The organism is Morganella sp. HMSC11D09 (assembly GCF_001807955.1).
Taxonomy (GTDB): domain Bacteria; phylum Pseudomonadota; class Gammaproteobacteria; order Enterobacterales; family Enterobacteriaceae; genus Morganella; species Morganella morganii.
This window is the reverse complement of sequence record NZ_KV791696.1, coordinates 327,928-352,567: the sequence shown is the minus strand read 5'-3', so window position 1 is coordinate 352,567 and position 24,640 is coordinate 327,928. Positions and strand designations below refer to the sequence as shown.

Annotated in this window: 25 protein-coding genes; 21 read left to right on the top strand and 4 right to left on the bottom strand. The window is 52.2% G+C overall.

From position 1 onward, the window contains the following. Positions 1-20 precede the first annotated feature (20 nt). The 4 genes from HMPREF3119_RS13240 (at position 21) to HMPREF3119_RS13225 (ending at position 2,069) form a co-directional block, all read left to right on the top strand. Complete coding sequence (locus HMPREF3119_RS13240; protein ID WP_070579980.1) at positions 21-572, top strand: elongation factor P hydroxylase; 552 nt, start codon at positions 21-23, stop codon at positions 570-572. Positions 573-608: 36 nt separating this feature from the next. After that, positions 609-890: a YfcL family protein gene (locus HMPREF3119_RS13235; RefSeq protein ID WP_036415102.1), complete on the top strand. Its 282-nt coding sequence runs from the start codon at positions 609-611 to the stop codon at positions 888-890. Then, on the top strand, positions 887-1,414 hold the full coding sequence (locus HMPREF3119_RS13230; protein ID WP_036415099.1) for a GNAT family N-acetyltransferase: 528 nt from the start codon (positions 887-889) through the stop codon (positions 1,412-1,414). The genes HMPREF3119_RS13235 and HMPREF3119_RS13230 overlap by 4 nt, the downstream gene beginning before the upstream one ends. 391 nt (positions 1,415-1,805) lie before the next feature. Continuing rightward, positions 1,806-2,069, top strand: coding sequence for a hypothetical protein (locus HMPREF3119_RS13225; protein ID WP_004239841.1), 264 nt, complete (start codon positions 1,806-1,808; stop codon positions 2,067-2,069). A gap of 95 nt (positions 2,070-2,164) precedes the next feature. Here the strand turns inward: HMPREF3119_RS13225 and glsA are convergent, their stop codons facing one another. Next, positions 2,165-3,172: a glutaminase A gene (gene glsA, locus HMPREF3119_RS13220; RefSeq protein ID WP_004235095.1), complete on the bottom strand. Its 1,008-nt coding sequence runs from the start codon at positions 3,170-3,172 to the stop codon at positions 2,165-2,167. 244 nt (positions 3,173-3,416) lie between these two features. After that, complete coding sequence (mnmC, locus tag HMPREF3119_RS13215) at positions 3,417-5,444, bottom strand: bifunctional tRNA (5-methylaminomethyl-2-thiouridine)(34)-methyltransferase MnmC2/FAD-dependent 5-carboxymethylaminomethyl-2-thiouridine(34) oxidoreductase MnmC1 (RefSeq protein WP_070580002.1); 2,028 nt, start codon at positions 5,442-5,444, stop codon at positions 3,417-3,419. A gap of 195 nt (positions 5,445-5,639) precedes the next feature. On the opposite strand from mnmC, the gene fabB reads away from it, so the two are divergent. The 4 genes from fabB to HMPREF3119_RS13195 all read left to right on the top strand — a co-directional run bounded on the left by fabB (position 5,640) and on the right by HMPREF3119_RS13195 (position 8,199). Further along, positions 5,640-6,854, top strand: coding sequence for a beta-ketoacyl-ACP synthase I (fabB, locus tag HMPREF3119_RS13210; RefSeq protein ID WP_004235099.1), 1,215 nt, complete (start codon positions 5,640-5,642; stop codon positions 6,852-6,854). A 118-nt stretch (positions 6,855-6,972) separates the two neighbouring features. Continuing rightward, the gene (locus HMPREF3119_RS13205) at positions 6,973-7,242 is read left to right on the top strand and encodes a YjbD family protein (protein ID WP_004235101.1); all 270 of its coding nucleotides are present in this window, start codon (positions 6,973-6,975) and stop codon (positions 7,240-7,242) included. A 202-nt stretch (positions 7,243-7,444) separates the two neighbouring features. Continuing rightward, complete coding sequence (locus HMPREF3119_RS13200; protein WP_004235102.1) at positions 7,445-7,741, top strand: hypothetical protein; 297 nt, start codon at positions 7,445-7,447, stop codon at positions 7,739-7,741. Between the two features lie 8 nt (positions 7,742-7,749). After that, positions 7,750-8,199, top strand: coding sequence for a colicin-like pore-forming protein (locus tag HMPREF3119_RS13195; protein WP_072144569.1), 450 nt, complete (start codon positions 7,750-7,752; stop codon positions 8,197-8,199). A gap of 627 nt (positions 8,200-8,826) precedes the next feature. On the opposite strand, the gene HMPREF3119_RS13190 is transcribed toward HMPREF3119_RS13195, so the two are convergent. Beyond that, positions 8,827-9,756, bottom strand: a complete 930-nt coding sequence (locus HMPREF3119_RS13190; protein WP_070579978.1) for a DMT family transporter — start codon at positions 9,754-9,756, stop codon at positions 8,827-8,829. A 101-nt stretch (positions 9,757-9,857) separates the two neighbouring features. On the opposite strand from HMPREF3119_RS13190, the gene HMPREF3119_RS13185 reads away from it, so the two are divergent. From HMPREF3119_RS13185 to HMPREF3119_RS13135, 11 genes are all read left to right on the top strand, one after another. Continuing rightward, complete coding sequence (locus HMPREF3119_RS13185) at positions 9,858-10,634, top strand: AraC family transcriptional regulator (RefSeq protein WP_004235108.1); 777 nt, start codon at positions 9,858-9,860, stop codon at positions 10,632-10,634. Between the two features lie 144 nt (positions 10,635-10,778). Then, positions 10,779-11,909: a 4-phosphoerythronate dehydrogenase PdxB gene (gene pdxB, locus HMPREF3119_RS13180; RefSeq protein ID WP_064483615.1), complete on the top strand. Its 1,131-nt coding sequence runs from the start codon at positions 10,779-10,781 to the stop codon at positions 11,907-11,909. A 72-nt stretch (positions 11,910-11,981) separates the two neighbouring features. Continuing rightward, positions 11,982-12,992 carry an aspartate-semialdehyde dehydrogenase gene (locus HMPREF3119_RS13175; RefSeq protein WP_004235112.1) on the top strand — a complete coding sequence of 337 codons (1,011 nt, stop codon included), beginning with the start codon at positions 11,982-11,984 and terminating at the stop codon, positions 12,990-12,992. Beyond that, positions 12,992-13,813 (top strand): tRNA pseudouridine(38-40) synthase TruA, encoded by an 822-nt coding sequence (truA, locus tag HMPREF3119_RS13170; RefSeq protein ID WP_070579976.1) that lies wholly within the window; start codon positions 12,992-12,994, stop codon positions 13,811-13,813. Before HMPREF3119_RS13175 ends, truA begins: the two co-directional genes overlap by 1 nt. A gap of 45 nt (positions 13,814-13,858) precedes the next feature. Further along, a complete protein-coding gene (locus HMPREF3119_RS13165) occupies positions 13,859-14,530 on the top strand; it encodes a DedA family protein (protein WP_024473359.1) in 672 nt (223 codons plus the stop codon). Positions 14,531-14,631: 101 nt separating this feature from the next. Then, a complete protein-coding gene (gene accD, locus HMPREF3119_RS13160) occupies positions 14,632-15,582 on the top strand; it encodes an acetyl-CoA carboxylase, carboxyltransferase subunit beta (RefSeq protein WP_004235120.1) in 951 nt (316 codons plus the stop codon). Next, positions 15,575-16,873, top strand: coding sequence for a bifunctional tetrahydrofolate synthase/dihydrofolate synthase (gene folC, locus HMPREF3119_RS13155; protein ID WP_024473357.1), 1,299 nt, complete (start codon positions 15,575-15,577; stop codon positions 16,871-16,873). The genes accD and folC overlap by 8 nt, the downstream gene beginning before the upstream one ends. After that, positions 16,863-17,555 (top strand): cell division protein DedD, encoded by a 693-nt coding sequence (gene dedD / locus HMPREF3119_RS13150; protein WP_046024472.1) that lies wholly within the window; start codon positions 16,863-16,865, stop codon positions 17,553-17,555. The genes folC and dedD overlap by 11 nt, the downstream gene beginning before the upstream one ends. Positions 17,556-17,734: 179 nt before the next feature. Next, the gene (gene cvpA / locus HMPREF3119_RS13145) at positions 17,735-18,241 is read left to right on the top strand and encodes a colicin V production protein (RefSeq protein WP_004235126.1); all 507 of its coding nucleotides are present in this window, start codon (positions 17,735-17,737) and stop codon (positions 18,239-18,241) included. 15 nt (positions 18,242-18,256) lie between these two features. Further along, positions 18,257-19,774 carry an amidophosphoribosyltransferase gene (purF, locus tag HMPREF3119_RS13140; protein WP_004235129.1) on the top strand — a complete coding sequence of 506 codons (1,518 nt, stop codon included), beginning with the start codon at positions 18,257-18,259 and terminating at the stop codon, positions 19,772-19,774. Between the two features lie 23 nt (positions 19,775-19,797). Further along, complete coding sequence (locus tag HMPREF3119_RS13135) at positions 19,798-20,391, top strand: UbiX family flavin prenyltransferase (protein ID WP_036417761.1); 594 nt, start codon at positions 19,798-19,800, stop codon at positions 20,389-20,391. A gap of 40 nt (positions 20,392-20,431) precedes the next feature. Here the strand turns inward: HMPREF3119_RS13135 and HMPREF3119_RS13130 are convergent, their stop codons facing one another. Beyond that, positions 20,432-21,343 carry a TIGR01777 family oxidoreductase gene (locus HMPREF3119_RS13130; RefSeq protein WP_004239855.1) on the bottom strand — a complete coding sequence of 304 codons (912 nt, stop codon included), beginning with the start codon at positions 21,341-21,343 and terminating at the stop codon, positions 20,432-20,434. A gap of 258 nt (positions 21,344-21,601) precedes the next feature. Between HMPREF3119_RS13130 and yfcD the strand changes: the two genes are divergently transcribed. Both yfcD and HMPREF3119_RS13120 read left to right on the top strand, forming a co-directional pair. After that, positions 21,602-22,177, top strand: coding sequence for an NUDIX hydrolase YfcD (gene yfcD / locus HMPREF3119_RS13125; protein ID WP_004235136.1), 576 nt, complete (start codon positions 21,602-21,604; stop codon positions 22,175-22,177). 350 nt (positions 22,178-22,527) lie between these two features. Beyond that, complete coding sequence (locus tag HMPREF3119_RS13120; RefSeq protein WP_070579974.1) at positions 22,528-24,609, top strand: M48 family metallopeptidase; 2,082 nt, start codon at positions 22,528-22,530, stop codon at positions 24,607-24,609. Positions 24,610-24,640: the final 31 nt, after the last annotated feature.

Below are 24,640 nucleotides of genomic sequence, written 5' to 3'. Positions count from 1 at the left end.
ATTAGTGGTTCATATAATCAATGAGTACACATCAATATCAGCAGTTAATTGAAATTTTTGATAACGAATTTTTTGCTGATTTCAATACCCGCCTGATTAAAGGTGACGATGAGCCGATTTATCTGCCTGCAGATGATGAAGCGCCTTATAACCGTATCGTGTTTGCTCACGGTTTTTATGCCAGTGCTATCTATGAAATATCGCACTGGTGCATTGCAGGGAAAGAGCGCAGAAAGCTGGTGGATTTTGGTTACTGGTACTGCCCGGATGGCCGGGATGCACAAACGCAGTCAGAATTTGAGGTTGTGGAAATAAAACCGCAGGCGCTGGACTGGTTATTTTGTCAGGCTGCCGGTTATCCGTTTAACGTCAGTTGTGACAATCTTGACGGCGATTTCGAGCCTGATCGCGTCAAATTCCGGCGTATTGTTCACGGGCAGGTGATGGAGTATCTGGCGCAGAACTCAATACCCCCGCGTGCAGCAAGGTTTATTAATGCCCTGCAATCGTTCTACAATACGCCGCCGCTGACTGCGGACCAATTTCCATGGCCGGAAGATCCGTTTGCCTGACAAACGATTCCGGTGACTGAACTTTAAGGAACAAACATGCTTGCGGATTATGAAACGCGTATCCTCGCCCAGATTGATGACATGGTCGAACATGCCACAGACGATGAACTGTTTGCGGGCGGCTATCTGCAGGGGCATCTGACCCTCGCGGTGGCAGAGCTGGAACAGTCGGGTGATCACTCCGTTGAGGCGCTTCACAACCGGGTGGAGGAGAGTATCCGTCAGGCAATCAGTGCCGGGGAACTGACACCACCGGATCAGGTGCTGGTGCTGGAAACCTGGAAACGACTGCTGCACACCGCGCAGGAGCAGGAATGACAGCCAAACCGCAATACCGTATCCGCCAGGCCCGTCCGGCGGATGCCGCATTGTTACCGGCCGTTGAATCCTCTGCCGGTGCGTTATTTGCGACAGTGCCGGGTTATGAATGGATAGCGCGCAGTGAAGGCCATTCCGAAACGGCATTCCGCAATTATATTGCCAATGGCAATGCGTGGGTGGCGGCGGACAGTCAGGATCAGCCGGCCGGGTTTGTGCTGGTATCCAACCTCGGTACCGGGCTGCATATTGATGAGCTTTCTGTCTCTGCGGCGCATCAGCGTCAGGGGCTGGGGCGTCAGCTGATTGAGCGGGTACAGAATGTGGCGATTGCACGCGGTTGTGCGTCAGTTACGCTGACCACATTCCGGGATGTGGCCTGGAACCGGCCTTATTATGAGCATCTTGGTTTTGAGGTGTGCGATGTTTCCCGCGCACCAGCACTTGAGGCTGTTATGCTGAAAGAGGCAGAATACGGGCTGCAATTCTGTGATCGCTGTTCCATGATTTACCGGATTTTCTGAAAAAGTGAAATATCTGAAGTAATGAGAAAAGGTCGCACTAATATGCGACCTTTTTTATTTATGGTGAACTAAACATCTGACTATTAAGATGTGAGCAGATAATAATAAAAGATCTTGTGATTGTTACATTAACGGCGAAAATGGTGCCGTTTTTTTATGTCTCAGCGATGGATGTTGTTATCAGATTATAGATTTTTCTGTTCAACAGAATGATTTCTAATCATTTTCCGTATATGCAATATGATGTTTATTTCTGAGATTACAGTCTCTTTTGTTGCGATAAAGTCAACAACTACGTATATATGTTGAGTAAATAGCATAAACTATTAACTTGCTATTAACATTTATTGTGTCAAAATGTGTTCGTCCCCACAAAACACAGGTATTGATTATGTTTGAATTACAACCGAAAAACGCAGCACAACAGGCTGTGACTATTTACACGAAGATAGCGGTTGCTGCGGTGGTCTTGCTGGCACTGTTATTTTCTTTCTGGTTTAAACTTGACGGAATGAGCGTCATTGAAAGAGCAGTCCCTTCCATCGGTATGATTTTATTTACCGGATTAATAATTTTTAATGCCAAACGGGAATTAGATTCGCTGTACCGTTCAGAGGATAAATGCGCGAAAAGCGTGGTTGCCCTGAACGCCTGACAGAAACAGGATCGCATCACGCGGACTGATAAATATAAAGAAGAGACGATCACGGATCATCAGCAGCGATGCTGATGATCCTTTTTTATGTCACATTACTGATACAAATCAGCACCGGTTTCCTGAGCAATATAGCGGATAGCCGCCTGTGCCCTGACACTGTTGCCTGCTTTATCCAGCGGCGGGGAATAGACCGCCACGGCATATTTACCCGGAACCACGGCCAGAATACCGCCGCCGACACCACTTTTCGCCGGAATACCGACCTGATACAACCAGGTGCCGGAACCGTCATATAACCCGGCAATAGCCATCTCTGCCAGTACTTTGCCGGTGTTTTCGGCACTCAGTAACTGTTTGCCGTTGTACGGGGATTTACCGTGATTAGCCAGTACCGCCCCCATTTTGGCCAGATCAACGGTTGTGGCATCCACAGAACACTGACGGGTATAGAGATCAACCGCCTCATCCGGATTGCCGTATAACATGCCGTAAGACTGCATCAGCCGCGCCAGTGCCTGGTTGTGCTGATTGGTTTCGGATTCAGAGCGGTACACTTCATCGTTTACCGTCAGTTTGGTATCAGCGTAAGCTTCCATGTTCTCCATAATCTGCTGCCAGCGGTCGTCCGGGTTTTTGGCCTTGATCAGACTGACGGCGCTGATAGCCCCGGCATTGACCAGCGGGTTCTGCGGGCGATCCGGCCGCAGTTCAATTGCCAGCCCTGAGTTAAACGGTAATCCGGTGGCATTGGCGCCCAGTTTCTCCAGAACCACCTCTGAACCCTGCTGATCCATTACCATTGCGAGGGTAAAGACTTTTGACAGGGATTCCAGCGGGAACAGCTTATCTTTATCCCCGGCGCTGTAGATTTTGCCGTCCACCGTGGCAATCACAACGGCGTAATTATCGGGGCTGTATTTGGCGAGAGCCGGAATATAATCCGCCACATCACCGGCTTTTTCGCTTTTGAATTTCTGATACGCCTGCTCAGCAATCGTATCGTAGCGAACAGTATTATCGGGAATATTATTGTTCTTTGCATAAGCAGAGGTAAAACAAAACAGCGAAAAGGTTAGGGCGATAACTATTTTATTCTTCATAATCTTCTCCGGTTATTATTTCCGGATGAAGCGTATAGGCGCACTGACTTTTCTGTAAATTGATCATTGAGCAAGAGAAATTGCCGCTGACAGGCGAACAGAGCCGGTTTTTGTGAGAATGAACACAAAATGACCCGGGTTTGTGGCGGTGATCAATAAAGTCTGCTGATGAAATTTCGTTTAACCGGCGGAAAAAATATCAATAATGTGATGAAGACCAGCCCGGTGGCCGGTCAGAAGCGGGTCAGGATTTTTTCGGCAGCGGACGGCCTTTCAGCAATTTACGGACATAGAAACGGGCGGGATGAATAGCAGCGAGTGTTTCATCATCCAGCGGAAGGGCCTCACCGAAAATCTGTGCTGCCAGCACTTCAGCCGCCAGCGGGGCGGTGCATAACCCCCGCGAGCCGAGAGCGGCCAGCAAAAACAGCTGAGGCAGATGCGGAACACTGCATACGGTTTCCGGGGACGATTTTTGTTCATCCAGATGTGCATAACGTTCTGTTAATTCCGCAAAATCGGGAACATTTCCGGCCAGCGGCAGGTGATCGCGTAATGTGCAGCGGATCCCCTGACGGGACTCCCCGGCGCTGATATCCACCATCTCCGGCCAGCTGACATCCGGCAGCGAGGCGAGCAGCCGCTGTTTGTTGGCAGTTTGTTCCTCTTCGCGGTATTCCGTGCCCAAGTCGTTGCGCTGGTGGCTGGCACCAATACAGTGCAGACCGTCAGCCGGATTCACCGGGGTCAGATAACCTTCATAACACAGCACTTTTTTCAGCCCGGCAATCGCCGGTACCGATGGCACATGGCTGACCTGGCCGCGCACCGGCGTGACCGGCAGCGGGGCGGTCTGCGGGAACTGCGTGATACAGTGACCGTTGGCCAGCACCACCACATCCGCCTCTGCTGTGCTGTTATCTGCAAAGCGGAGCTGCCAGCCCTGTTCTGCCGGGATCAGCGCTTTCACCTCACAGTTTAAACGCAGATGAAGCCCTTCTTTCTGTGCCAGCGCTGCGGTATTGCGTACCAGTTCCTGCGGGCAGAGCCAGCCGCCCTGCGGGTAGTACAGGCCGTCAAAATTGACATCGGTTCCGGCAAGCTCAGAAAGCTGTTCCCGTGACAGGCGCTGCACCATTTCATCCGGCCATGGGACAGATGAAATGTTATTGATTTTTTTACTGCTTTTTTCGTGATACATCAGTTGGATCACGCCGCACCAGTCATGGTCGTATTTCACGCCCTGAGCTGACAGTGCATCATATGTGCGGCGGGCAAACGGAAATGCGGCGGTAAAAAAGCGCTCAAGCGGATCATCGCGGCCGGTCAGCAGCGGATAAAGCGCGCCCTGGCGGTTGCCGGAAGCATTGAGTGCCAGAGCCGCATCCGCGCAATATAAGGACACATCCGCACCACGGCGCAGCAGGGCGAGGGCAGAGAAAACTCCGGCTATCCCGCCGCCAATGACTGCTATCTTCTGCCGGGCAGCAGCCGGATGGCGATCAAACCAGGGTGTCACGGACGGTGCCGCGTCACGGGGATTCACCCCGGACAGGCATTCCCGCTTGTGCGCAAAGCCTTTGCGGCGCTCAACGTCAAACCCGGCCTGCTGTAAACCCCGGCGGACAAACCCGGCGGCAGTAAAGGTGGCAAAGGTGCCGCCCGGTTTTGAAAAACGAATCATCAAATCAAACAGCGACTGCTGCCACATATCCGGGTTTTTGGACGGCGCAAACCCGTCGAGAAACCAGGCGTCGATTTTGTTGTCCAGCGCGTGAGTGAGGGAAGGGAGCAGCTCATTAACATCTCCCAGCCATAAATCGAGGGTAATTTCACCGCCGGACAACTGAATACGGTGACAACCGGGTAATGGCTGCGGCCACTGAGCGCACAGCTGTAAGGAGAAATCCGCGAACTCCGGCCAGTGGCGGTGGGCGGCCTGTAAATCAGCCACGGTCAGCGGAAATTTTTCAAAACTGATAAAGTGCAGGCGCTTCAGAGGATGCACAGGATTGGCATTCCGGAACGCCAGGAAGCTCTGCCACAACGTGAGAAAATTCAGTCCGGTACCAAACCCGGTTTCTGCGACAGTACAGACCGGAGTGGTCATTTGTGAAAATCTGTCCGGAAAACCGTTTCCGTTAAGAAACACATAGCGGGTTTCCGCCAGTCCGTCATCGTTCGAAAAATAGACGTCATCAAAATGTTGCGAAACAGGTGTACCCTGTTCATTCCAGGTTAAAAGTGCAGTTTCAATTGCGGTTTTTTTCACGTTACGGCCTGAGGATTCTGTTCGGTTTTCCCTGATTTTACTCTGCTTTGCGCTGTACTGCCATGCCGGATGTGACATAGCACAACATCGGTATGTAAAGATGCGAAAAAACGTCTGATCGGACTTGTTCAGCTTACAGGTGTAAGCTAAAGTAGCGCTAAAATCCCGTACTACTTAAAATGACAGAGGTATTAAATGAAGCGTGCAGTAATCACCGGTCTGGGGATTATCTCAAGTATCGGTAATAACCGGGAGGAAGTACTGGCTTCTTTGAGAGAAGGTCGTTCCGGGATCACATTCTCAGAAGAATTTAAAGAGATCGGCATGCGCAGCCAGGTTTGGGGTAACGTCAAACTGGACACTGCGGGTCTTATTGATCGTAAAACTGTCCGTTTCATGAGTGATGCTTCTGTCTACGCGTATCTTTCCATGGAACAGGCCATTGCAGACTCCGGTCTGACAGAAGAGCAGGTATCTCACTACCGTACCGGTGTGGTTGCCGGTTCAGGCGGCGGTTCCCCGCGCACTCAGGCTATCGCGGCTGACGGCATGCGTGCCAAAGGTCTGCGTGGTGTCGGTCCTTACCTGGTGCCGCGTGCAATGGCATCCGGTGTGTCCGCAAACTTAGCGACACCGTTTAAAATCAAAGGCGTGAACTACTCAATCAGTTCTGCCTGCTCCACCTCTGCACACTGTATCGGCCACGCGGTGGAACTGATTCAGCTGGGCAAACAGGATGTGGTGTTTGCCGGCGGCGGTGAAGAACTGTGCTGGGAAATGAGCTGCGAATTTGACGCAATGGGCGCACTGTCCACCAAATACAACGAAACACCGGACAAAGCATCCCGTACTTATGATCAGGGCCGTGACGGCTTCGTGATCGCAGGCGGCGGCGGTATGGTCGTGGTGGAAGAGCTGGAACACGCGCTGGCGCGCGGTGCGCATATCTACGGTGAAGTGGTCGGCTACGGCGCGACATCTGACGGCGCGGACATGGTTGCCCCGTCCGGTGAAGGTGCGGTCCGCTGCATGCAGATGGCGATGCACGGCCTGGATACGCCGGTTGATTACATCAACACCCACGGCACATCCACACCGGTCGGTGATACCAAAGAGTTGGAAGCTATCCGTGAAGTCTTCGGTGACCATACCCCGGCACTGTCAGCGACCAAAGCCATGACCGGTCACTCACTGGGTGCGGCAGGTGTTCACGAGGCTATCTACAGCCTGCTGATGCTGGAGCACGGTTTTATCGCGCCGAGCATCAACGTGGAAAACCTCGATGAGAAAGCGGAAGGTATGGCGATTATCACCGAACCGACCGAACGCAAGCTGACGACTGTGATGTCCAACAGCTTCGGCTTCGGCGGCACCAACGCCACACTGGTTATGCGCAAATATCAGAACTGATTTTGCCCTGTTGATCAGATAAATGCCCCGGTTTAATCACCGGGGCATTTTCTTTTGCGGCAAACTCTGTCAGGGTATAACGGTACTGTTTATCCTTTTACTGCCACAGGGGTGATGAATGAAAAAGCTGACTATCGCAGAGATGACTGAGCCGCAGAAAATCCGTGTCCGCACCCGGCTGGCTCAGGAACAAAAGAAACTGGGGCGTCCGCTGACCAATGCGGAGCAGAATAAAGTCAAAGATCAGATTATCACCGAGATTTCCAAAGAAGTGGATGCCGCTGCCGCCAAAGTCCGGGCACAGAAAAAAAAGGATAAAATCAAACCCGGCGGCGGAGAAGAAACCTTTAACTGGTCAGCGAAAACCCATACGCGGGGATTGCGCTGAACCTTCCGGATAACTTACTTCCGTTTTTATTACGATAACCGCCACACGGCGGTTTTTTGTATCCCGCCTTGTTACCTTATTTTATAAGATACAGACCTGCGTAATTTTAGTTTTAATAAACAACATATTCCTGAATTACAGTGAAAAACACGGCCGGGAGCCGATTTGTATTCACTGAGCATTTTTATAAAAGGAATATGTTATGACGAATCGATACGAAGACACCACACCGTTTGAACGTGATGTGATGACCTCCATGGGATATCACTGGAAAGGAGAGGGCTGGCAAAAAGCATCAGATAATGGCGAGACTATGGTTGTTACCGGATGGACCGGGGATATCCCGGCAGACAGCAGCAGGATAACTCATATCTGGGATCAGAATATTGCGGATATGAACACATCCCCCAATCCTGTATGGGATGATGCCGATGATGGCTGGATGCATCCGGTGGATGAAGAAATCAGAAAGGAACCGGAGACAAGGCGGAACAATTAGCTGGTGCTCTGGCAGAGCAGGCAAAAGGGAAGAAAATCCGGGATATTGATGATGCATTGAAAGCTTACGAAAAATATAGGAATAACTTTAATAAGAAAATGAATTCTGAAGATCGCAGGGCTATTGTCGCGGCGTTAGAGTCAATCAAGTCAGCAGAAATCGCAAAAAATTTTACAAAATTCAGCAAGGGTATGGGGGTTCTGAGTCATGCAATCAATGCATTTGATTGGGTTGGTGAATTGATTAAATCTGTAAAAACAGATAATTGGCGGCCATTTTTTGTTAAAACCGAAGTCATCGCAGCCGGGAATGCTGCGACTGTTGTAGTTGCATTCATCTTCAGTGTATTGCTGGGAAATCCCGTCGGCCTTATAGGCTATGGTTTGATAATGGCCGGCACCGGAGTATTGATTGATGATGAACTGGCTGAAAAAGCTAATCTGTTTTGGGGGATTTAATTTATAAAAACAGAGGCTGCCTATTTCTGTGGTAGCCTTTTTATAAGAATAGCAATAATAAAAATTATTATTATAGGCAGTGATAATAAAAATACAGAGCAACCATATATGGCCAATAAACCAGTTCTTCCCGGTGTATCAATGAAAAAACCACTTTTCCAGAATTGTGGTGTCGTGAATTTAAGGAAAAAGTATTCAGTTATCCATTTTGCAACAGGATAAAAAATAAATCCAAATATGGATAATAGCAAAAAGGTCAGTCTGTATTTAAAATTATCATTCCAGCAATAGTAAAAGAAAATAGAAGTATAAAACCAGCCCCAGCACATATTTTGAATATAATATTTTTTAGTCACTGTATGGTATTCCGTCGTTTGGTGTGCCACTGACAGGACTTTAACATAGTCATATATGATAATAAGAATCAATACTGATACTGTTTTGTCACTTTGTGACGGATATGAAAAATTGCAAAGATACTAAAAAATAGCAGAGTAAAAATAAGGCATTGATAAAGTTAGTAAAAAAGGGATAACAACAAAAGAAAATTATATGATTCATCAATGAATTAATACTTTTCATTTTTGTTGGTTATCCCTGAATACCGGACCCTGATTTTGTTTTTACCTATTCCCCCGCACCACACCGCTGCGGCTGTGTTTTTTTCGTTTTGCAGCGTATAATCTGTGTCAGCGGTGTGCGCAGACGCTGCGCCATAATGACCCCGATCAGTACCACACCACCGCCGATAATATGATAGCTGTGCAGCTCTTCTTTCAGGAAGACAGCGGCGATAATGGCGGTCAGTACCGGTGCCAGGTTCATAAAGATAGAGGCGGCGTTTGCACCCAGCCGGGTAACGCCCAGGATCCACAACAGCGGCGCAAAAATAGAGGCCGCAATCCCCGCATACAATACCAGCCCGATATTATCGCGGTTCAGTGTCACATCACCGGCGCTGAGGAATACCGGGATCAGCAGCAGCACGCCAAAAACAATCTGCATATACAGCGAGTGAATGCTCGACAGCGGGATAGCCCAGCGTTTGGTCAGCACGCCGTAGAAGGCATAAGCGAGACCGGCGATAAACATCAGCATTTCACCCTGTCCCAGCCCCTGATGCAGTAAATCCGCCGGATGTCCTTTGCTGATAAGCCAGGTCAGGCCGCTCAGGGAGAGAATTGTGCCGAGCACAATACCGATGGTCGGTGCGATCCGCAGTACCGGGATACTTAACACCACGGTCAGCAGCGGGATCAGCGAGGTGATAATCCCCATAAAGGTGGCGCTGACGGTATACGCGGCGTAGTACGCCAGGCTCTGATACAGCCCCATGCCGAGAAAACCGAGGATAAACAGTTTCCACGCGTGTTGTTTGATCACCGCGCGCTGTTGCCAGATTGGCATAATCAGGAACGGCGTCATCACGGCGAGTGCCAGTGCCCAGCGGTAAAAGGAAATCGCGCCGGGGGCGATGGCACCGGCGGCCAGTTTATTCACCACGGCATTCACAGACCAGATTAATACAGCCCCGAGGGGTAAAAGCAGGTTTTTCATTCTTAAACTCATTTTCATTATCAGGCAGGTGGTGTAGTGTAATCTGTCTTAATTATTCTATATAACGATATCCCGCCAATTTATAGAGAGGATCTGACAAGATGGCCCGTAAGTCAGATATTTCATCACTGGGTGTGAAAGACCCGGTGACATTAATCTGCCGTCATGAACAGTTTTATTCGGAAACGGAGTTTGCCCTTCATCATCACCCCTTCGGCCAGTTGCTGTATGTCGCCAGCGGCGTGATGGAAATGACCGTTGAGGGACAGCGCTATCTGGCGCCGGCGGGGTTTTGTATCTGGATCCCGCCGGGAACGGAACATGCCAGTTATAACAAAGCCTGCGCCTCTTTCAAAATTATTGATATTTCGCCGCAGTGGGCACCGCAGTTACCGCAGATGGCCTGTGTGATAGAGCTGACGCCGGTGTTCAGTGCCGTGATGCAGGATTTGTTCGGCCGCAAAGTCCGTGAACCGGAAACTGACGCGGACAGACGGCTGGCGCTGGTACTGACGGATCAGCTGCTGCTGTCGCGTTGTCAGCCGACCTATCTGCCGGTCACGGATGATAAACTGCTGGCACCGGTACTCAGCGCGCTGGAGAACGATCCTTCTGATAACACGTCACTGGCGGAGTGGGCGGCGCGGCGCTTTACTTCAGAGCGGACATTATCCCGCCGCTGTCAGCAGAAACTGGGAATGTCCTTCAGTGAATGGCGTCAGCGCCTGCGTTTTCTGCGGGCGGTGGCGTTATTACAGGAAGGCCGCAGTGTGCAGAATGTCGCGCTGGATGTGGGTTACAGCTCATCATCCGCCTTTATTGCCATGTTTTCTCAGCTGGCCGGTGTCACGCCGGAGCGCTTCCGTCATCAGCCTTAATTGCTCTCTTTAGCAACAATCGGTGTTCCGGGCGTAGGTTTTATCCCGCAGAAGTGGCAAAATAGCGGCCATCCGTTTCAATTCCGGTTGTGCCGCCGTACCGACAGGTCTCCGCCGGCCGCCGACAGTATGAAGGTGAAGCCCGTGAAAATCGTTGTAGATGAGAATATGCCTTACGCCGAAACCCTGTTTTCCCGTCTCGGGGACGTGGTGGCGGTGCCGGGACGTCCGTTACCGGACGGGGTGCTGGATGATGCTGACGCACTGATGGTGCGTTCTGTCACGAAAGTGAATGCACAGCTGCTGGAAAATACCCCGGTGAAATTCACCGGTACCGCAACCGCCGGTTTTGACCATGTGGATAAAGCCTGGCTGGCGGAGCAGGGAATTGGTTTCTCCTCAGCGCCGGGTTGTAACGCAATTGCTGTGGTGGAATATGTCTTTTCTGCCCTGATGCTGCTGGCGGAGCGTGACAGTTTTCAGCTGGCAGATAAAACCGTCGGGATTATCGGGGCCGGGAATGTCGGCGGCCGTCTGGCGAAGCGTCTGGAAGCACTGGGTGTTAATATTCTCATCTGTGACCCGCCGCGTGCGGATAACGGTGATGCCGGGGCATTTTATGATATCGATACCCTGGTGGCACAGGCTGATATCCTGACATTCCATACCCCGCTGAATAAATCCGGGCCGTACACCACACTGCATCTGATGGATGAAACCCGTCTCAGTGCCATGAAAGACAACGGCATTCTGATCAACGCCAGCCGTGGTGCGGTGGTGGATAACCGGGCGCTGTTATCGGTACTGGCCGGCGGCAAACCACTGAGTGTGGTGCTGGATGTGTGGGAGCCGGAGCCGGATCTGTCAACTGAACTGCTTTCACTGGTTGATATCGGTACGCCGCATATTGCCGGTTATACCCTGGAAGGCAAGGCGCGTGGTACCACGCAGGTCTTTGAAGCCTTTGCGGAATTCACCGGACAACCACAGCAGGTTGCGCTGTCAGAATTGTTACCGGCACCGGAATTCGGCTGTATCACACTGTCAGGTAAAGTAACGCAAAGTATTCTCAAACGTTTAATGCATCTGGTTTATGATGTCCGCCGTGATGATGCGGCATTACGTGCGGTGGCCGGTGTGACGGGTGAGTTTGATAAACTGCGTAAGTTTTATCCTGATCGCCGCGAGTGGTCATCACTGACTGTTATTTGTGATGATGCACAGAGTGCGGCGCTGTTGTCTGACCTGGGTTTCACGGCAGAATACCGCGCATAAAATCATTTTTTCATCATTCTTTTTCTGACTGTACCGCGCTGACGCGGTGCAGTCTTTGTTCCGGAGATAACTATGTCAGAAGGCTGGAATATTGCCGTATTGGGTGCGACCGGTGCTGTCGGCAGCGCCGTGGTGTCATTACTGGAAGAGCGTGAATTTCCGGTGGGAGAGTTATATTTACTGGCCGGGGAGCGCAGCGCGGGAGAATCGGTGCGCATGAACGGCAAAAGCTATCTGGTTACCGAAGCCCGTGATTTTGACTGGTCACAGGTGCAGCTGGCCTTTTTCATGGCCGGTGCGGAAGCCACCGCTGCGTACTATGAAGCGGCGACGGACAGCGGCTGTATTGTGATTGACAGCAGCGGCCTGTTTGCGCTGGAGCCTGACGTGCCGCTGGTGGTGCCGTCGGTGAACCCGCAGGCACTGAGCGAATACCGCAACCGTAACCTGATTGCGCTGGCAGACAGCACTGTCAGCCAGTTACTGACCGCTATCCGTCCGCTGGTGGAAAGCGCCGGGTTATCCCGCATTAATCTGACTAACCTGTTCTCTGTTTCCCGTTTCGGGAAAAGTGCGGTGGAAGAGCTGGCAGGGGAGTGTGCAAAACTCCTCAACGGCATCCCGCCGGAAGCCGGTCGTTTCAGCAAACAGCTGGCGTTTAACCTTCTGCCATTGCTGACCGATGAGCAGGGCAGTGTGTCAGAAGAGCGCCGTATCGCGGAAGAAACCCGCAAAGTCCTGCAGGATGCCGGTCTGCCGATCAGCGTGAGCTGTGTGCAGTCCCCTGTGTTCTACGGCAACGCGCAGATCGTGCAGCTGGAAACACTGCGTCCGCTCGGCAGTGAGGAAGCCCGTGATGAACTGGAACGGGCAGAGGATATTCAGCTCTCAGAAGAGCAGGAGTTCCCGACTCAGGTGACGGATGCCTCCGGCAATCATCTGCTGAATATCGGTTGTCTGCGTAATGATTACGGTATTCCGGAAATTCTGCACTTCTGGTCAGTGGCGGATAACGTACAGTTTGGCGGCGCACTGATGGCAGTCGAAATTGCCGAGCGTCTGACGCAGGAGCAGTTTTACTGATGTCAGAGGTGACTTTACCGGCGGAAGAGGGTAAAACCACGATCGCGCTGGGCATTGAATATGACGGCAGCCGTTATTACGGCTGGCAGCGTCAGTCAGAAGTCGCGAGTGTGCAGGGCTGTCTGGAAAAAGCGCTGTCAAAAGTGGCGGCAGAGCCGGTCTCGGTTTTCTGTGCGGGCCGGACCGATGCCGGGGTGCATGCCACCGGTCAGGTGGTGCATTTTCATACGGCAGCTGTCCGGAAAGATGCGGCCTGGACGATGGGCGTAAACACCCATCTGCCGCCGGATATCGCGGTGCGCTGGGTCAAAACCGTGCCGGAAAACTTCCACGCCCGGTTCAGTGCCACAGCGCGGCGTTACCGCTATGTGATTTTCAATCACCGTTTTCGTCCGGCTATCCTCAGCAAGGGTGTGACCCACTTTCATTATCCGCTGGATGAAAAGCGGATGCATGAAGCGGCACAGAGCCTGCTGGGGGAGAATGATTTTTCCTCTTTCCGCGCGGCGCAGTGTCAGTCCAGAAGCCCGTGGCGTAATGTGATGCATGTCAACGTCACCCGTCAGGGGCAGTATGTGATTGTGGATATCAAAGCCAATGCTTTTGTGCATCATATGGTGCGTAATATCACCGGCGCTCTGCTGGAGGTCGGCTGCGGTAATTTACCGGTCAGCCGGATGGCGGAGCTGCTGGCACTGAAAGACCGGACACTGGCACCGGCGACAGCACCGGCGGAAGGTTTGTATCTGGTTTCAGTGGATTACCCGGAAGAATTTGCCCTGCCGTCACCGGCGATGGGGCCGCTTTTCCTGGCAGATTAATTTATTGGCCGGATAAGCATAAGGCTGCGTCCGGCGGGGTGAAATATGGAATATATTCAATATCTGATCGATTTTATTTTGCACATTGACTTGCATATGAAAGAGATGGTCGCGGATTACGGCATCTGGGTTTATGCGATTTTATTCCTGATCCTGTTCTGTGAGACCGGGCTTGTGGTCACGCCGTTCCTGCCGGGAGACTCGCTGCTGTTTGTGGCGGGAACACTGGCGGCACTGCCGTCTAACGACCTGAACATTCATGTGATGGTGCTGCTGATGATTACAGCGGCGATTATCGGTGACGCGGTAAACTATACTATCGGGCACTTTTTCGGGGAGCGGCTTTTCCGTAATCCGGACTCAAAAATCTTCCGTCAGAGTCACCTGCGCAAGACCCATGCGTTCTTTGAAACCCATGGCGGTAAAGCGATTATTCTGGCGCGATTTGTTCCGATTGTGCGGACATTTGCCCCGTTTGTTGCCGGTATGAGTAAAATGTCGTATCGCCACTTTGCGATGTTTAACGTTATCGGTGCAATTGTATGGGTGGTATTATTTGCCTATGCAGGGTATATCTTCGGGGAAACCAAGATTGTACAGGAAAACTTGAAATTACTTATCGTGGCGATTATTTTCATCTCCATATTGCCCGGTATTATCGAGGTATGGCGTCACCGCCGTGCGGCGAAAAAAGCACAGAAACGTGATGACGCCTGAGTGGTTTGAGCAGTTTTTTATCCACAGTGCATAAGCAATGTGGTTTAATGGCAGATAATAATTACACTGGCTGAGCCAGATTTCAGACGGAAAGGTCATTAATGAGCTGGATTGAAAAAATTCTGAATAAGACCCCAATGAACCAGACACGCAAGGCGAGCATTCCTGAAGGTGTCTGGACGAAGTGCGACAGTTGTGGTCAGGTACTGTACCGCCAGGAGGTGGAACGTAATCTTGAGGTGTGTCCGAAATGTGATCATCACATGCGGATCCCTGCACGTGCGCGCCTGCTGACGTTTCTGGATGAAGGCAGTACCACGGAACTGGGAACTGATCTGGAGCCGAAAGACGTCCTGAAATTCCGTGATTCCAAAAAATACAAAGACAGACTGGTGTCCGCCCAGAAAACAACCGGGGAAAAAGAAGCCCTGATTGCGATGAAAGGCACCCTGAAAACCATGCCGGTTGTCGCGGCGGCGTTTGAGTTTGCCTTTATCGGCGGTTCGATGTCCTCTGTGGTCGGTGCACGGTTTGTCCGCGCGGTTGAACAGGCGCTGGAAGATAACTGCCCGCTGGTCTGCTTCTCCGCAAGCGGCGGCGCACGTATGCAGGAAGCACTGATGTCGCTGATGCAGATGGCCAAAACCAGTGCGGCTCTGGCTAAAATGCAGGAGCGCGGTCTGCCGTATATCTCTGTGCTGACTGACCCGACCATGGGTGGTGTCTCCGCAAGTCTGGCTATGCTGGGTGATATCAATATCGCCGAGCCGAAAGCCCTGATCGGCTTTGCCGGTCCGCGTGTTATCGAGCAGACTGTCCGTGAGAAATTACCGCCGGGATTCCAGCGCAGTGAGTTCCTGATTGAAAAAGGGGCGATCGATATGATTGTCCGCCGCCCGGAAATGCGTGATACCGTCGCGGAAATTCTGTCAAAACTGACGAACTATCAGTTCCCGCAGGAAGGTGAAATCATTGAAATCCTGACCGCGGATGAACCTGATACCGACTTATCTTCTGAAACAGAGACTGATGTCAAAAAACACGATGTCTGATAAGCGAGAAAGACCGACAGCCGCGTCATCGATGATGACGTGGCTTTCTTATCTGGGTGATCTGCATACGCAGGTTATTGATATGGGACTGGAACGTGTCGGTGCGGTGGCGGATATCATGAATCTGCGCTATCCCGCCCCGAAAGTCATTACCGTTTCCGGAACCAACGGCAAAGGCACCACCTGCCACACGCTCGAATCCATCCTGCTGGCCGCAGGGTTGCGGGTCGGGGTGTACAGTTCCCCGCATCTGGTGAATTACACCGAACGGGTCCGGATTCAGGGGCAAAACCCGCCGGAAGCGGATTTCTGCCGTGTCTTTGCTGATATTGACGCGCAGCGCGGCGATATCACACTGACCTATTTTGAAGCGGGCACACTGGCAGCACTGCAGCTGTTCCGCGAAGCCAACCTTGATGTGGTGATTCTGGAAGTCGGCCTCGGCGGGCGTCTGGATGCCACCAATATCGTCGATTCTCATATCACGGCTATCACCAGTATCGCGCTGGATCACACCGACTGGCTCGGCGCTGACCGCGAGCATATCGCCCGCGAGAAAGCCGGAATTTTCCGCCCGCACTGTGTGGCGGTGATCGGTGAGCCGGATGCGCCTTATACTATCGCTGACGTGGCAAACAAGCTGGAAACCTCGCTGTTCTGCCGTGCCGATGACTGGTCTTACAAAGAGCAGGGTGACCACTGGACGTGGCAGTGTGAGGATGAAACCCTCGACAATCTGCCGCTGCCGAATGTGCCGCTGGCAAATGCCGCGACTGCCCTTGCAGTGATCCACAATCTGCGTCAGGTGAAAGACAAAACCGGCCGCGCCATCACCCGTGAGGCGATTGATACCGGGCTGCGTCAGGCACAACTGCCGGGCCGTTTTCAGATTGTCTCACAGCAACCGCTGACCGTGCTGGATGTGGCGCATAACCCGCATGCCGCCGGTTATCTGGTCTCAAAACTGGCACAGTTACCGCGTACTGCGCAGAGCCGTGTCCGTGCCGTGATCGGTATGCTGGGCGACAAAGATATCAAAGGTACCCTGGCTGTGCTGGGTGAGCAGGTGACAGACTGGTATGTCGCGCCGCTGACCGAACTGCGCGGAGCCCCGGCAGAACAGCTGGCGGAGCATCTGACCAACCCGCAGCAGTTTGCCGATGTGGAAAGTGCCTGGGAACAGGCGCGCCGTGATGCTTCACCGGAGGATATCGTGGTGGTGTGCGGGTCATTCCACACGGTGGCTCATGTTATGGATGTTTTAGCGAAGGAAGGTGCGGGTGGCCAGTAAATTTCAGAATCGCTTAGTCGGAACCATTATCCTGGTGGCGGTGGGTGTGATTGTCCTGCCGGTGCTGCTGGACGGCGATAAGAAATATAACGAAGACCAGTTCGCAGCCATCCCGCTTATCCCGAAAGAAGGGGAGCAGGATGAGATTGATGCGGTGAATCCGATCAATCAGACCATGCCGACGATGCCGTCAGAAGGGGCATCCAGCGCCATGATTACCGAAGCGGCACAAACCGGGACGGAAGAAGCTCCTGCGGAAGCATCTGCGGGCGGCAGTACCACCTCCAATGTACCGCCGGGTGCGGATCCGCTGCCGCCGGTGGTGATCCCGGATAAACAACCGCCACCGAAACAGGAACCTAAGCCGGAACCGAAACCTGAACCAAAACCAGTGCCTGAGCCGGAACCAAAACCTGAGCCGAAACCGGAACCCAAACCGGAAAAAGCGCCGCAGGGACAGGCTTATGTTGTGCAGCTGGGTGCATTATCTAATGCCCGTAAGGTGGAGGAGATTGTCGCCACACTGCGGTTATCCGGTTATCAGGTGTATACCGTGCCGCGTGGCAAGCTGACGCTGATTATGGTCGGGCCGTCAGCCTCGCAGGCCGAGCTGAAGTCCTCGCTGGGGGAACTGAGACAGCTTACCGGGCTGGATGGCCGGGTGCAGTCTTATAAACCGTAGCGAATTTAAGGAATTAGCAATATCCGTTAATAAAATCAGTTAACTCTTTGCGGCGATTATAATTTTTTATTTCGCCGCAATTTATTTTCGGATGGAGCAAAAATCCGTTACGCAAACGTTTTCGTTTTCTGTTAGAATGCGCCCGTCACTGATGCCGGGGCATCAATTTGGATAGTGATATGGTTTGGATTGATTACGCAATTATTGCAATTATTGCTTTCTCGGCATTAGTCAGCCTGGTTCGTGGTTTCGTTCGCGAAGCCTTATCGTTAGTGACCTGGGTCTGTGCGTTTTATGTGGCCAGCGAGTTTTTCCCGCTGCTGGCGGACTATTTTACGCGCTTTGATGACCCGCTGGTCCGCAACGGAATCGCCATTGCGATTTTATTTGTTGCGACACTGATTGTCGGCTCGGTGATTAACCATGTTATCGGTTCACTGGTTCAGCGGACAGGCTTATCAGGCACAGATCGTGTTCTCGGGGTTTGTTTTGGTGCTCTGCGCGGGGTGCTGATCGTGGCGGCAATTTTGTTCTTCCTCGACAGCTTTACGCAGATGAGTCAGAGCAGCGACTGGCAGCAGTCACAACTCATCCCCCAATTCAGTCATGTTATCAGGTGGTTCTTTGACTACCTCCAGAATGCGTCAAGTTTCCTGCCGGAGAATTTTCCTTCTCCGCCCGGCTGATGAGGAAAAAACTACATGTGTGGTATTGTTGGTATCGTTGGTTTTACGCAAGTCAATCAATCAATTTATGACGCGCTCACGGTGTTACAGCACCGGGGCCAGGATGCAGCCGGTATCGCAACCATTGACAGTAACAATGGTTTCCGGCTTCGTAAAGCCAACGGACTGGTGAAAGATGTTTTCGAAACCCGCCATATGCTGCGTTTGCAGGGCACACTCGGGATTGGCCATGTCCGTTACCCGACCGCAGGCAGCTCCAGTGCATCGGAAGCACAGCCGTTTTATGTCAATTCACCGTTCGGTATCACTCTGGCGCATAACGGCAATCTGACCAATGCGCACACGCTGAAACATCAGCTGTTTGAAACAGCCCGCCGTCATGTCAATACCACCTCCGATTCTGAAATTCTGCTCAACGTGCTGGCGTATGAGCTGGATCGCTTTGATGCTCACCCGCTGGAGCCGGATAATATTTTTGCCGCTGTCAGCGCGATGCACACCAAAATCCGCGGCGCGTATGCCTGTGTGGCACTGATTATCGGCCACGGTCTGCTGGCGTTCCGTGACCCGAACGGTATCCGTCCGCTGGTACTCGGCAAGCGTACTCTGGTTGATGGCCGTGAAGAGTACATGGTCGCGTCTGAAAGTGTCGCACTGGATACCCTCGGTTTTGAATATCTGCGGGATGTGGCGCCGGGTGAGGCGGTGTATATCACGGAAACCGGGCAGCTCTACACCCGCCAGTGTGCGGCGAATCCGTCACTGACACCGTGTCTGTTCGAGTTTGTCTATTTCGCCCGTCCGGATTCCGTTATCGATAAAGTCTCTGTCTATAACGCCCGTCTGCGTATGGGGCAGAAACTCGGTGCGAAAATTGCCCGCGAGTGGGAAGACCTGGATATCGATGTGGTGATCCCGATTCCGGAAACCTCAATGGACAGTGCGCTGGAAATCGCTCATATGCTGAACAAGCCGTACCGTCAGGGGTTTGTGAAAAACCGCTATGTGGGACGCACCTTTATCATGCCGGGGCAACAGGAGCGGAAAAAATCTGTCCGCCGCAAACTCAATGCCAACCGCACCGAATTCAAAGGGAAAAACGTGCTGCTGGTGGATGATTCCATTGTGCGCGGCACCACGTCAGAGCAGATTGTGGAACTGGCACGGGAAGCCGGGGCGAAGAAAGTCTATTTTGCTTCTGCGGCACCGGAAGTGCGTTTCCCGAATGTCTACGGCATCGATATGCCTAATGCCAACGAGTTAATCGCACATGGCCGTGAAGCAGATGAAATCTGCCGTCTGATTGGGGCGGATGCCCTGATTTTCCAGGATCTGAGTGACCTTATCGATGCGGTGCGTGAAGAGAATCCGGATATCCGGGGTCTTGAGGCATCGGTGTTTGATGGTATCTATGTCACCAAGGATATCGACCAGGATTATCTCGACTATGTGGAAAACTTACGTAAGGATGATGAATTAAAGTTGCGGGATCATAACGAAATTGAGAACCTTGAGATATATAATGAGGGTTAATCTCTTTTTTGTCAGGTGATGTTATGAAAAAACTGATTGTGGGGCTGACCGGCGCAAGTGGTGCTGTCTATGGTGTGCGGCTGCTGGAGGTCCTGCAAACGGTGCCGGAAGTGGAAACCCATCTGATTGTCAGTCAGGCGGCCCGGCAGACACTGGCGCTGGAAACAGCGTACAGTCTGCGGGAAGTGCAGGCACTGGCGGATGTGGTACATGATGAGCGTGATATCGCTGCCTGTATATCTTCCGGCTCTGTCAGAACACTGGGGATGGTTATCCTGCCCTGTTCGGTGAAAACCCTGTCAGGGATTGTTCACAGTTACACGGACACCCTGGTGACCCGCGCGGCGGATGTGGTGCTTAAGGAAGGGCGCAAACTGGTGCTGGGCGTCCGTGAAACGCCGCTGCATCTGGGACATCTGCGGCTGATGACACAGGCGGCGGAAATCGGTGCGGTGATTATGCCGCCGATGCCTGCGTTTTATCATCAGCCGGAAACGGTGCAGGATATTATTGACCAGACGGTCAACCGTGTGCTCGATCAGTTTGATATTGCATTACCGGAAGATTTATTTACCCGCTGGAGCGGGGCGAAAAATCCCCGCTCTGCACAGCCGTAATCTGAATCACCCGGCCGTTTGTTTCCGGCCGGGCTCTGCATTAATAGTCCGCCGGACTGTCCAGTAAATCCCGCAGTGCTTCTTCCAGATTAATAAACTGACAGCCGAACCCGGCTTCCTCCAGCCGTTTCGGCAGGGCATTCTGACCGCCGAGTACCAGTACCGCCGCTTCTCCCATCAGCGCCTTCACCACAAATGCCGGAACACGCAGCAGATGCGGGCGGTGCAGGATCTGCGCCAGTACCGCTGCAAACTGCTCATTATGGGACGGATAAGGCGCGGTCATATTGAACGGGCCGTTCTGTGCGGGATCGTCGAGCAGAAACAGAATGGCGCTGACCATGTCACTGATATGGATCCACGGCATATACTGACGGCCATTACCAATAGGGCCGCCAAGACCGGCGCGGTACACCGGCAGCAGTTTTGCCAGCGCGCCGCCTTCCGGGGAGAGCACAATCCCGGTGCGCAGCAGACAGACGCGGGTTTTCTCACTCTGTGCTTTCATCGCCAGGGATTCCCAGCGGTCGCACAGAGTGTGGGTGAATTCCTGATTCGGCTCGTCATCCTCCGTCACGACGGATTGTCCCTGATCACCGTACCAGCCCACGGCAGAGCCGGAGAGAAACACCGCCGGCGGCGTTTCACTGGCATTAATAAGCTCACTGAGTCGTTCGGTTATCTGCCAGCGGCTCTCACACAACAGCTTTTTCTGCTCTTCACTCCAGCGTTTATCCGCGATAGGCTCACCGGCGAGGTTAATCACCGCATCGATGTCATTCAGATGTGTTATATCATTGAGTGAATTAAGGTTTTCTGCGGCTGAGCAAAAACGGGAATAGACTTTCTGCGGTGAGCGGCTCAGAACCACCACCTGATATTTCCGGGCAATCAGTGCCTGCACCAGCGGAGTGCCGACAAGTCCGGTGCCGCCTGTGATCAGAATACGCATAGATGCTCCTTCTGCCGGTAGGTTTCTCTGACTATAGCAGTTTTTGCCGCCGGGGGATGTGATCGGCAAGAAAGAAAAACAATCATAGAACCGCTATCAATTCTTGATATACTGATTCAATGACCATAATGGCACACTATCATTATTAGTTTGGTATATAAAAGCGGTATAAAGCAGCGGCCCGCGGATTAACAGCGTGTGTCACTGAAAAAACAGAAACAGCATCCGTAATGCTGATAAAAAAGAAAAGGTTAGAGGATGGAACAAGATAGCGCTATCGAGTGGGTGGACGTGGTCGATGAGAATAATGATGTCATCGGCCAGGCAACCCGCGAGCAGATGCGGGCGGAAAACCTGCGTCACCGGGCAACCTACATCGTTGTGCATGACGGCATGGGAAAAATTCTTGTCCAGCGCCGGACTGAGCACAAAGACTACTGCCCGGGTCTGCTGGATGCCACTGCCGGCGGCGTGGTGCAGCAGGGCGAGCTGATGCTCGATTCTGCCCGGCGCGAAGCAGAGGAAGAACTCGGGATCGCCGGTGTGCCGTTTGCCGAACACGGTCTGTTTTATTATGAAGAGCCGGTCTGTCGTGTCTGGGGCGGGTTATTCAGCTGTGTGACTCACGGGCCGTTCGCGCTTCAGGAAAGTGAGGTATCGGAAGTCACCTGGCTGACCCCGGCAGAAATCACTGCCCGCTGTGACGAATTTACGGCCGATTCACTGAAAGCACTCTCACTCTGGCTGACCCGGAATAATCAGAATTATACCCCGGCAGAGCGGCAGAAGCCGGTTGCAACGCCTGAAGCTGAAATGAGCAGCGACAGCGAATAAAAAAGAATAAAAACCGGAGAAGCCTGCAATATGCAGGCTTTTTTATATTTAAAATACGGTGAAATAAAACGCAGGCAGTAAATATATCGGCAAAATAGAATATTATCAGAGACAGTTCAGTATAATTTGTATTATTCCGGTTTCTGGCTTTAATCATTTTCCTGTAGAATGCCGTTCTGAATACAGATAATAATATCAAACCATAAAAACTTCCGTTAACGGCATGAATTACAATGATTTTATGTAATAAACCTTATGCTTTATTAAAAAATATTAAATAACAAAGCCCGGTTAATAAGAATTATCCGGAAATAGACGGAAGATGATAAAATACAACCTGAACGAGAATAATGATGAGAAATAAATTAGCAGGATGGCTGTTGTTATTACCGCTGCTGCTCACCGCATGGGGTGCATTTCAGTATTGGCGCATCAGTGATGAATATCAGGCTTACCAGTATATTATGTCAGAAAAAGCGGAGCTTCAGCGTCTGATTGCGGAAGATCCGAATACACAGATTACCTACGATGACGGGGAAACTGTGTCTGCCGGTCAGCAACTGGGGATGATTAACCGTGATCTGAATAAATACAGCAGCGAAATTGCCATGATTCTGGCCAGGGCGGGTGTCAGTCTGGGAACTGTCGCCACCGGGATTTTATCACTGCTGTTTGGAGCAGGGGCGATTTATCTCTGCATCAGCAGCGGCCGGGCTGCCCGGCGCTCCCGCGATACGCTGCTGAACGTCTTTGCCCGCTGCCGCAAAATGCTGCCGTTTATCCTGACCGGGCAGATGACGCTGGTCGGCCTGAGCATCATTTGTGTGATGGCGTATGAAGCGCTGTGGTTCGCCGGTAATTTCGTGCTGAGCGGCGGCGGTGCGAAAATCATGATCTTTATTTTGATCAGTATCCTGCTGATTATCTGGTACATCATCAAAGGGCTGTTTAAGCTGCGCAAGAGTTTTGCCATGTTCCGCAGCGAACCGTCGGATGTGACAGGGCATGCCGTCAGCCGGGAGGAAGCACCGGGGCTGTGGCAGTGGGTGGATGAGATTGCCGCGAAAGTCGGCACGCCGTCGCCGGATCATATTGTTGTTGGTATGACAGAGTGTTTTTATGTGACATCCCACAGTATCAGCCTGAATGAAAATCAGCTGATTGAAGGGAAAACGCTGTACTTTCCGCTGCTCTATTCCGCACTGCTCAACCGTGAGGAAGCCAGTGCGGTTATCGGGCACGAACTGGGGCATTTCACCGGCGAAGATACCACGTATAGTCTGAATTTTGCGCCGATCTATGCCGGAATGAGCCACAGTATTTCGCTGGTGGCCAACGAGGTGCAGGATTACTACAGTAAAGTGATTATGAGCCCGTCGGTGTATCTCGGAATCTTCTTCCTTGAGCAGTTTGATTTTGCCGTCAGTCACTGGAGCCGTATCCGTGAGCTGGAAGCGGATAAAGCGGGGGCATCGGTCAGCTCACCGGCGGCTGTGGCGTCATCACTGCTGCGTATCTCTGCGGTCAGTGAGGTGATTTTGGAAACCCTGGGTGAGTTGTATGAAGGTACCCTGAAAACAGATGATTTACTGCCTGTGGTGATGGCGCGTCTGCGTGAGCGCGGTGTGCCGGAAGCCGGACAGTTCCTGAATGAGGCAACCAGTCACCCGAGCGACACACATCCGCAGACCCGTACCCGTATCGAAGCACTGTCTCAGGATCTCAGTGATGAGCTGCTGGCCGACGCTTCCCGTGAAGTGCAGTCGGATGATTACGCCAATATCGCGGACCTGTTCACGGATGCCAAAGCGATTTCCATGATGCTGACGGCGTCACTCTCCGGCATGGTCGCGGAGTACACCACACAGCGGACAGAAGCACTGGAAACGATGCTGCATGAATCTGACGCGGCAGATGAGGTGATCATCACCGAGCGGCGGAAAATGTTCCGGATGATGTTTATCTTTGGTCTGGTGGTTGCGGCCGGGATGGGTATTGCCACGGTGAAACTCGGCGCGGAAGATCTGGTAGCTTCCGGTGCGGTTCACGGCTTCTGGCTGTTACTGCTGTTCTGGGGTGTGGCCTTTATGTACCGCGACAGAGGCAAAGCACCGCTGTTTGCGTTCCGCCACGGGCAACTGGTCAGTGAAAAGCTGACACAGCCGTATCCGCTGCACTACATCGTTGATTATGACATCGCGGAAACTTCCGGTGTGGCGACACTCACACTTCATGTGGCTGATGGTGCACCGGCACCGGGTATGGCAGCAAAAAGCCGTTTCTTTAAATACGATGCCAAAAAGCAGAAGCTGATGATTATGATGGCCGGTGTCCGGATCTGGCAGGGAAAATCATTATCTCTGCAGGATTTATCAGAACTGGTACATGGTCAGTTGCAGACGGCACATGTGAAGCATGAATTGCGGCAGTAATTTTTCTGCTGAAATACAGGGAACCGCCGCA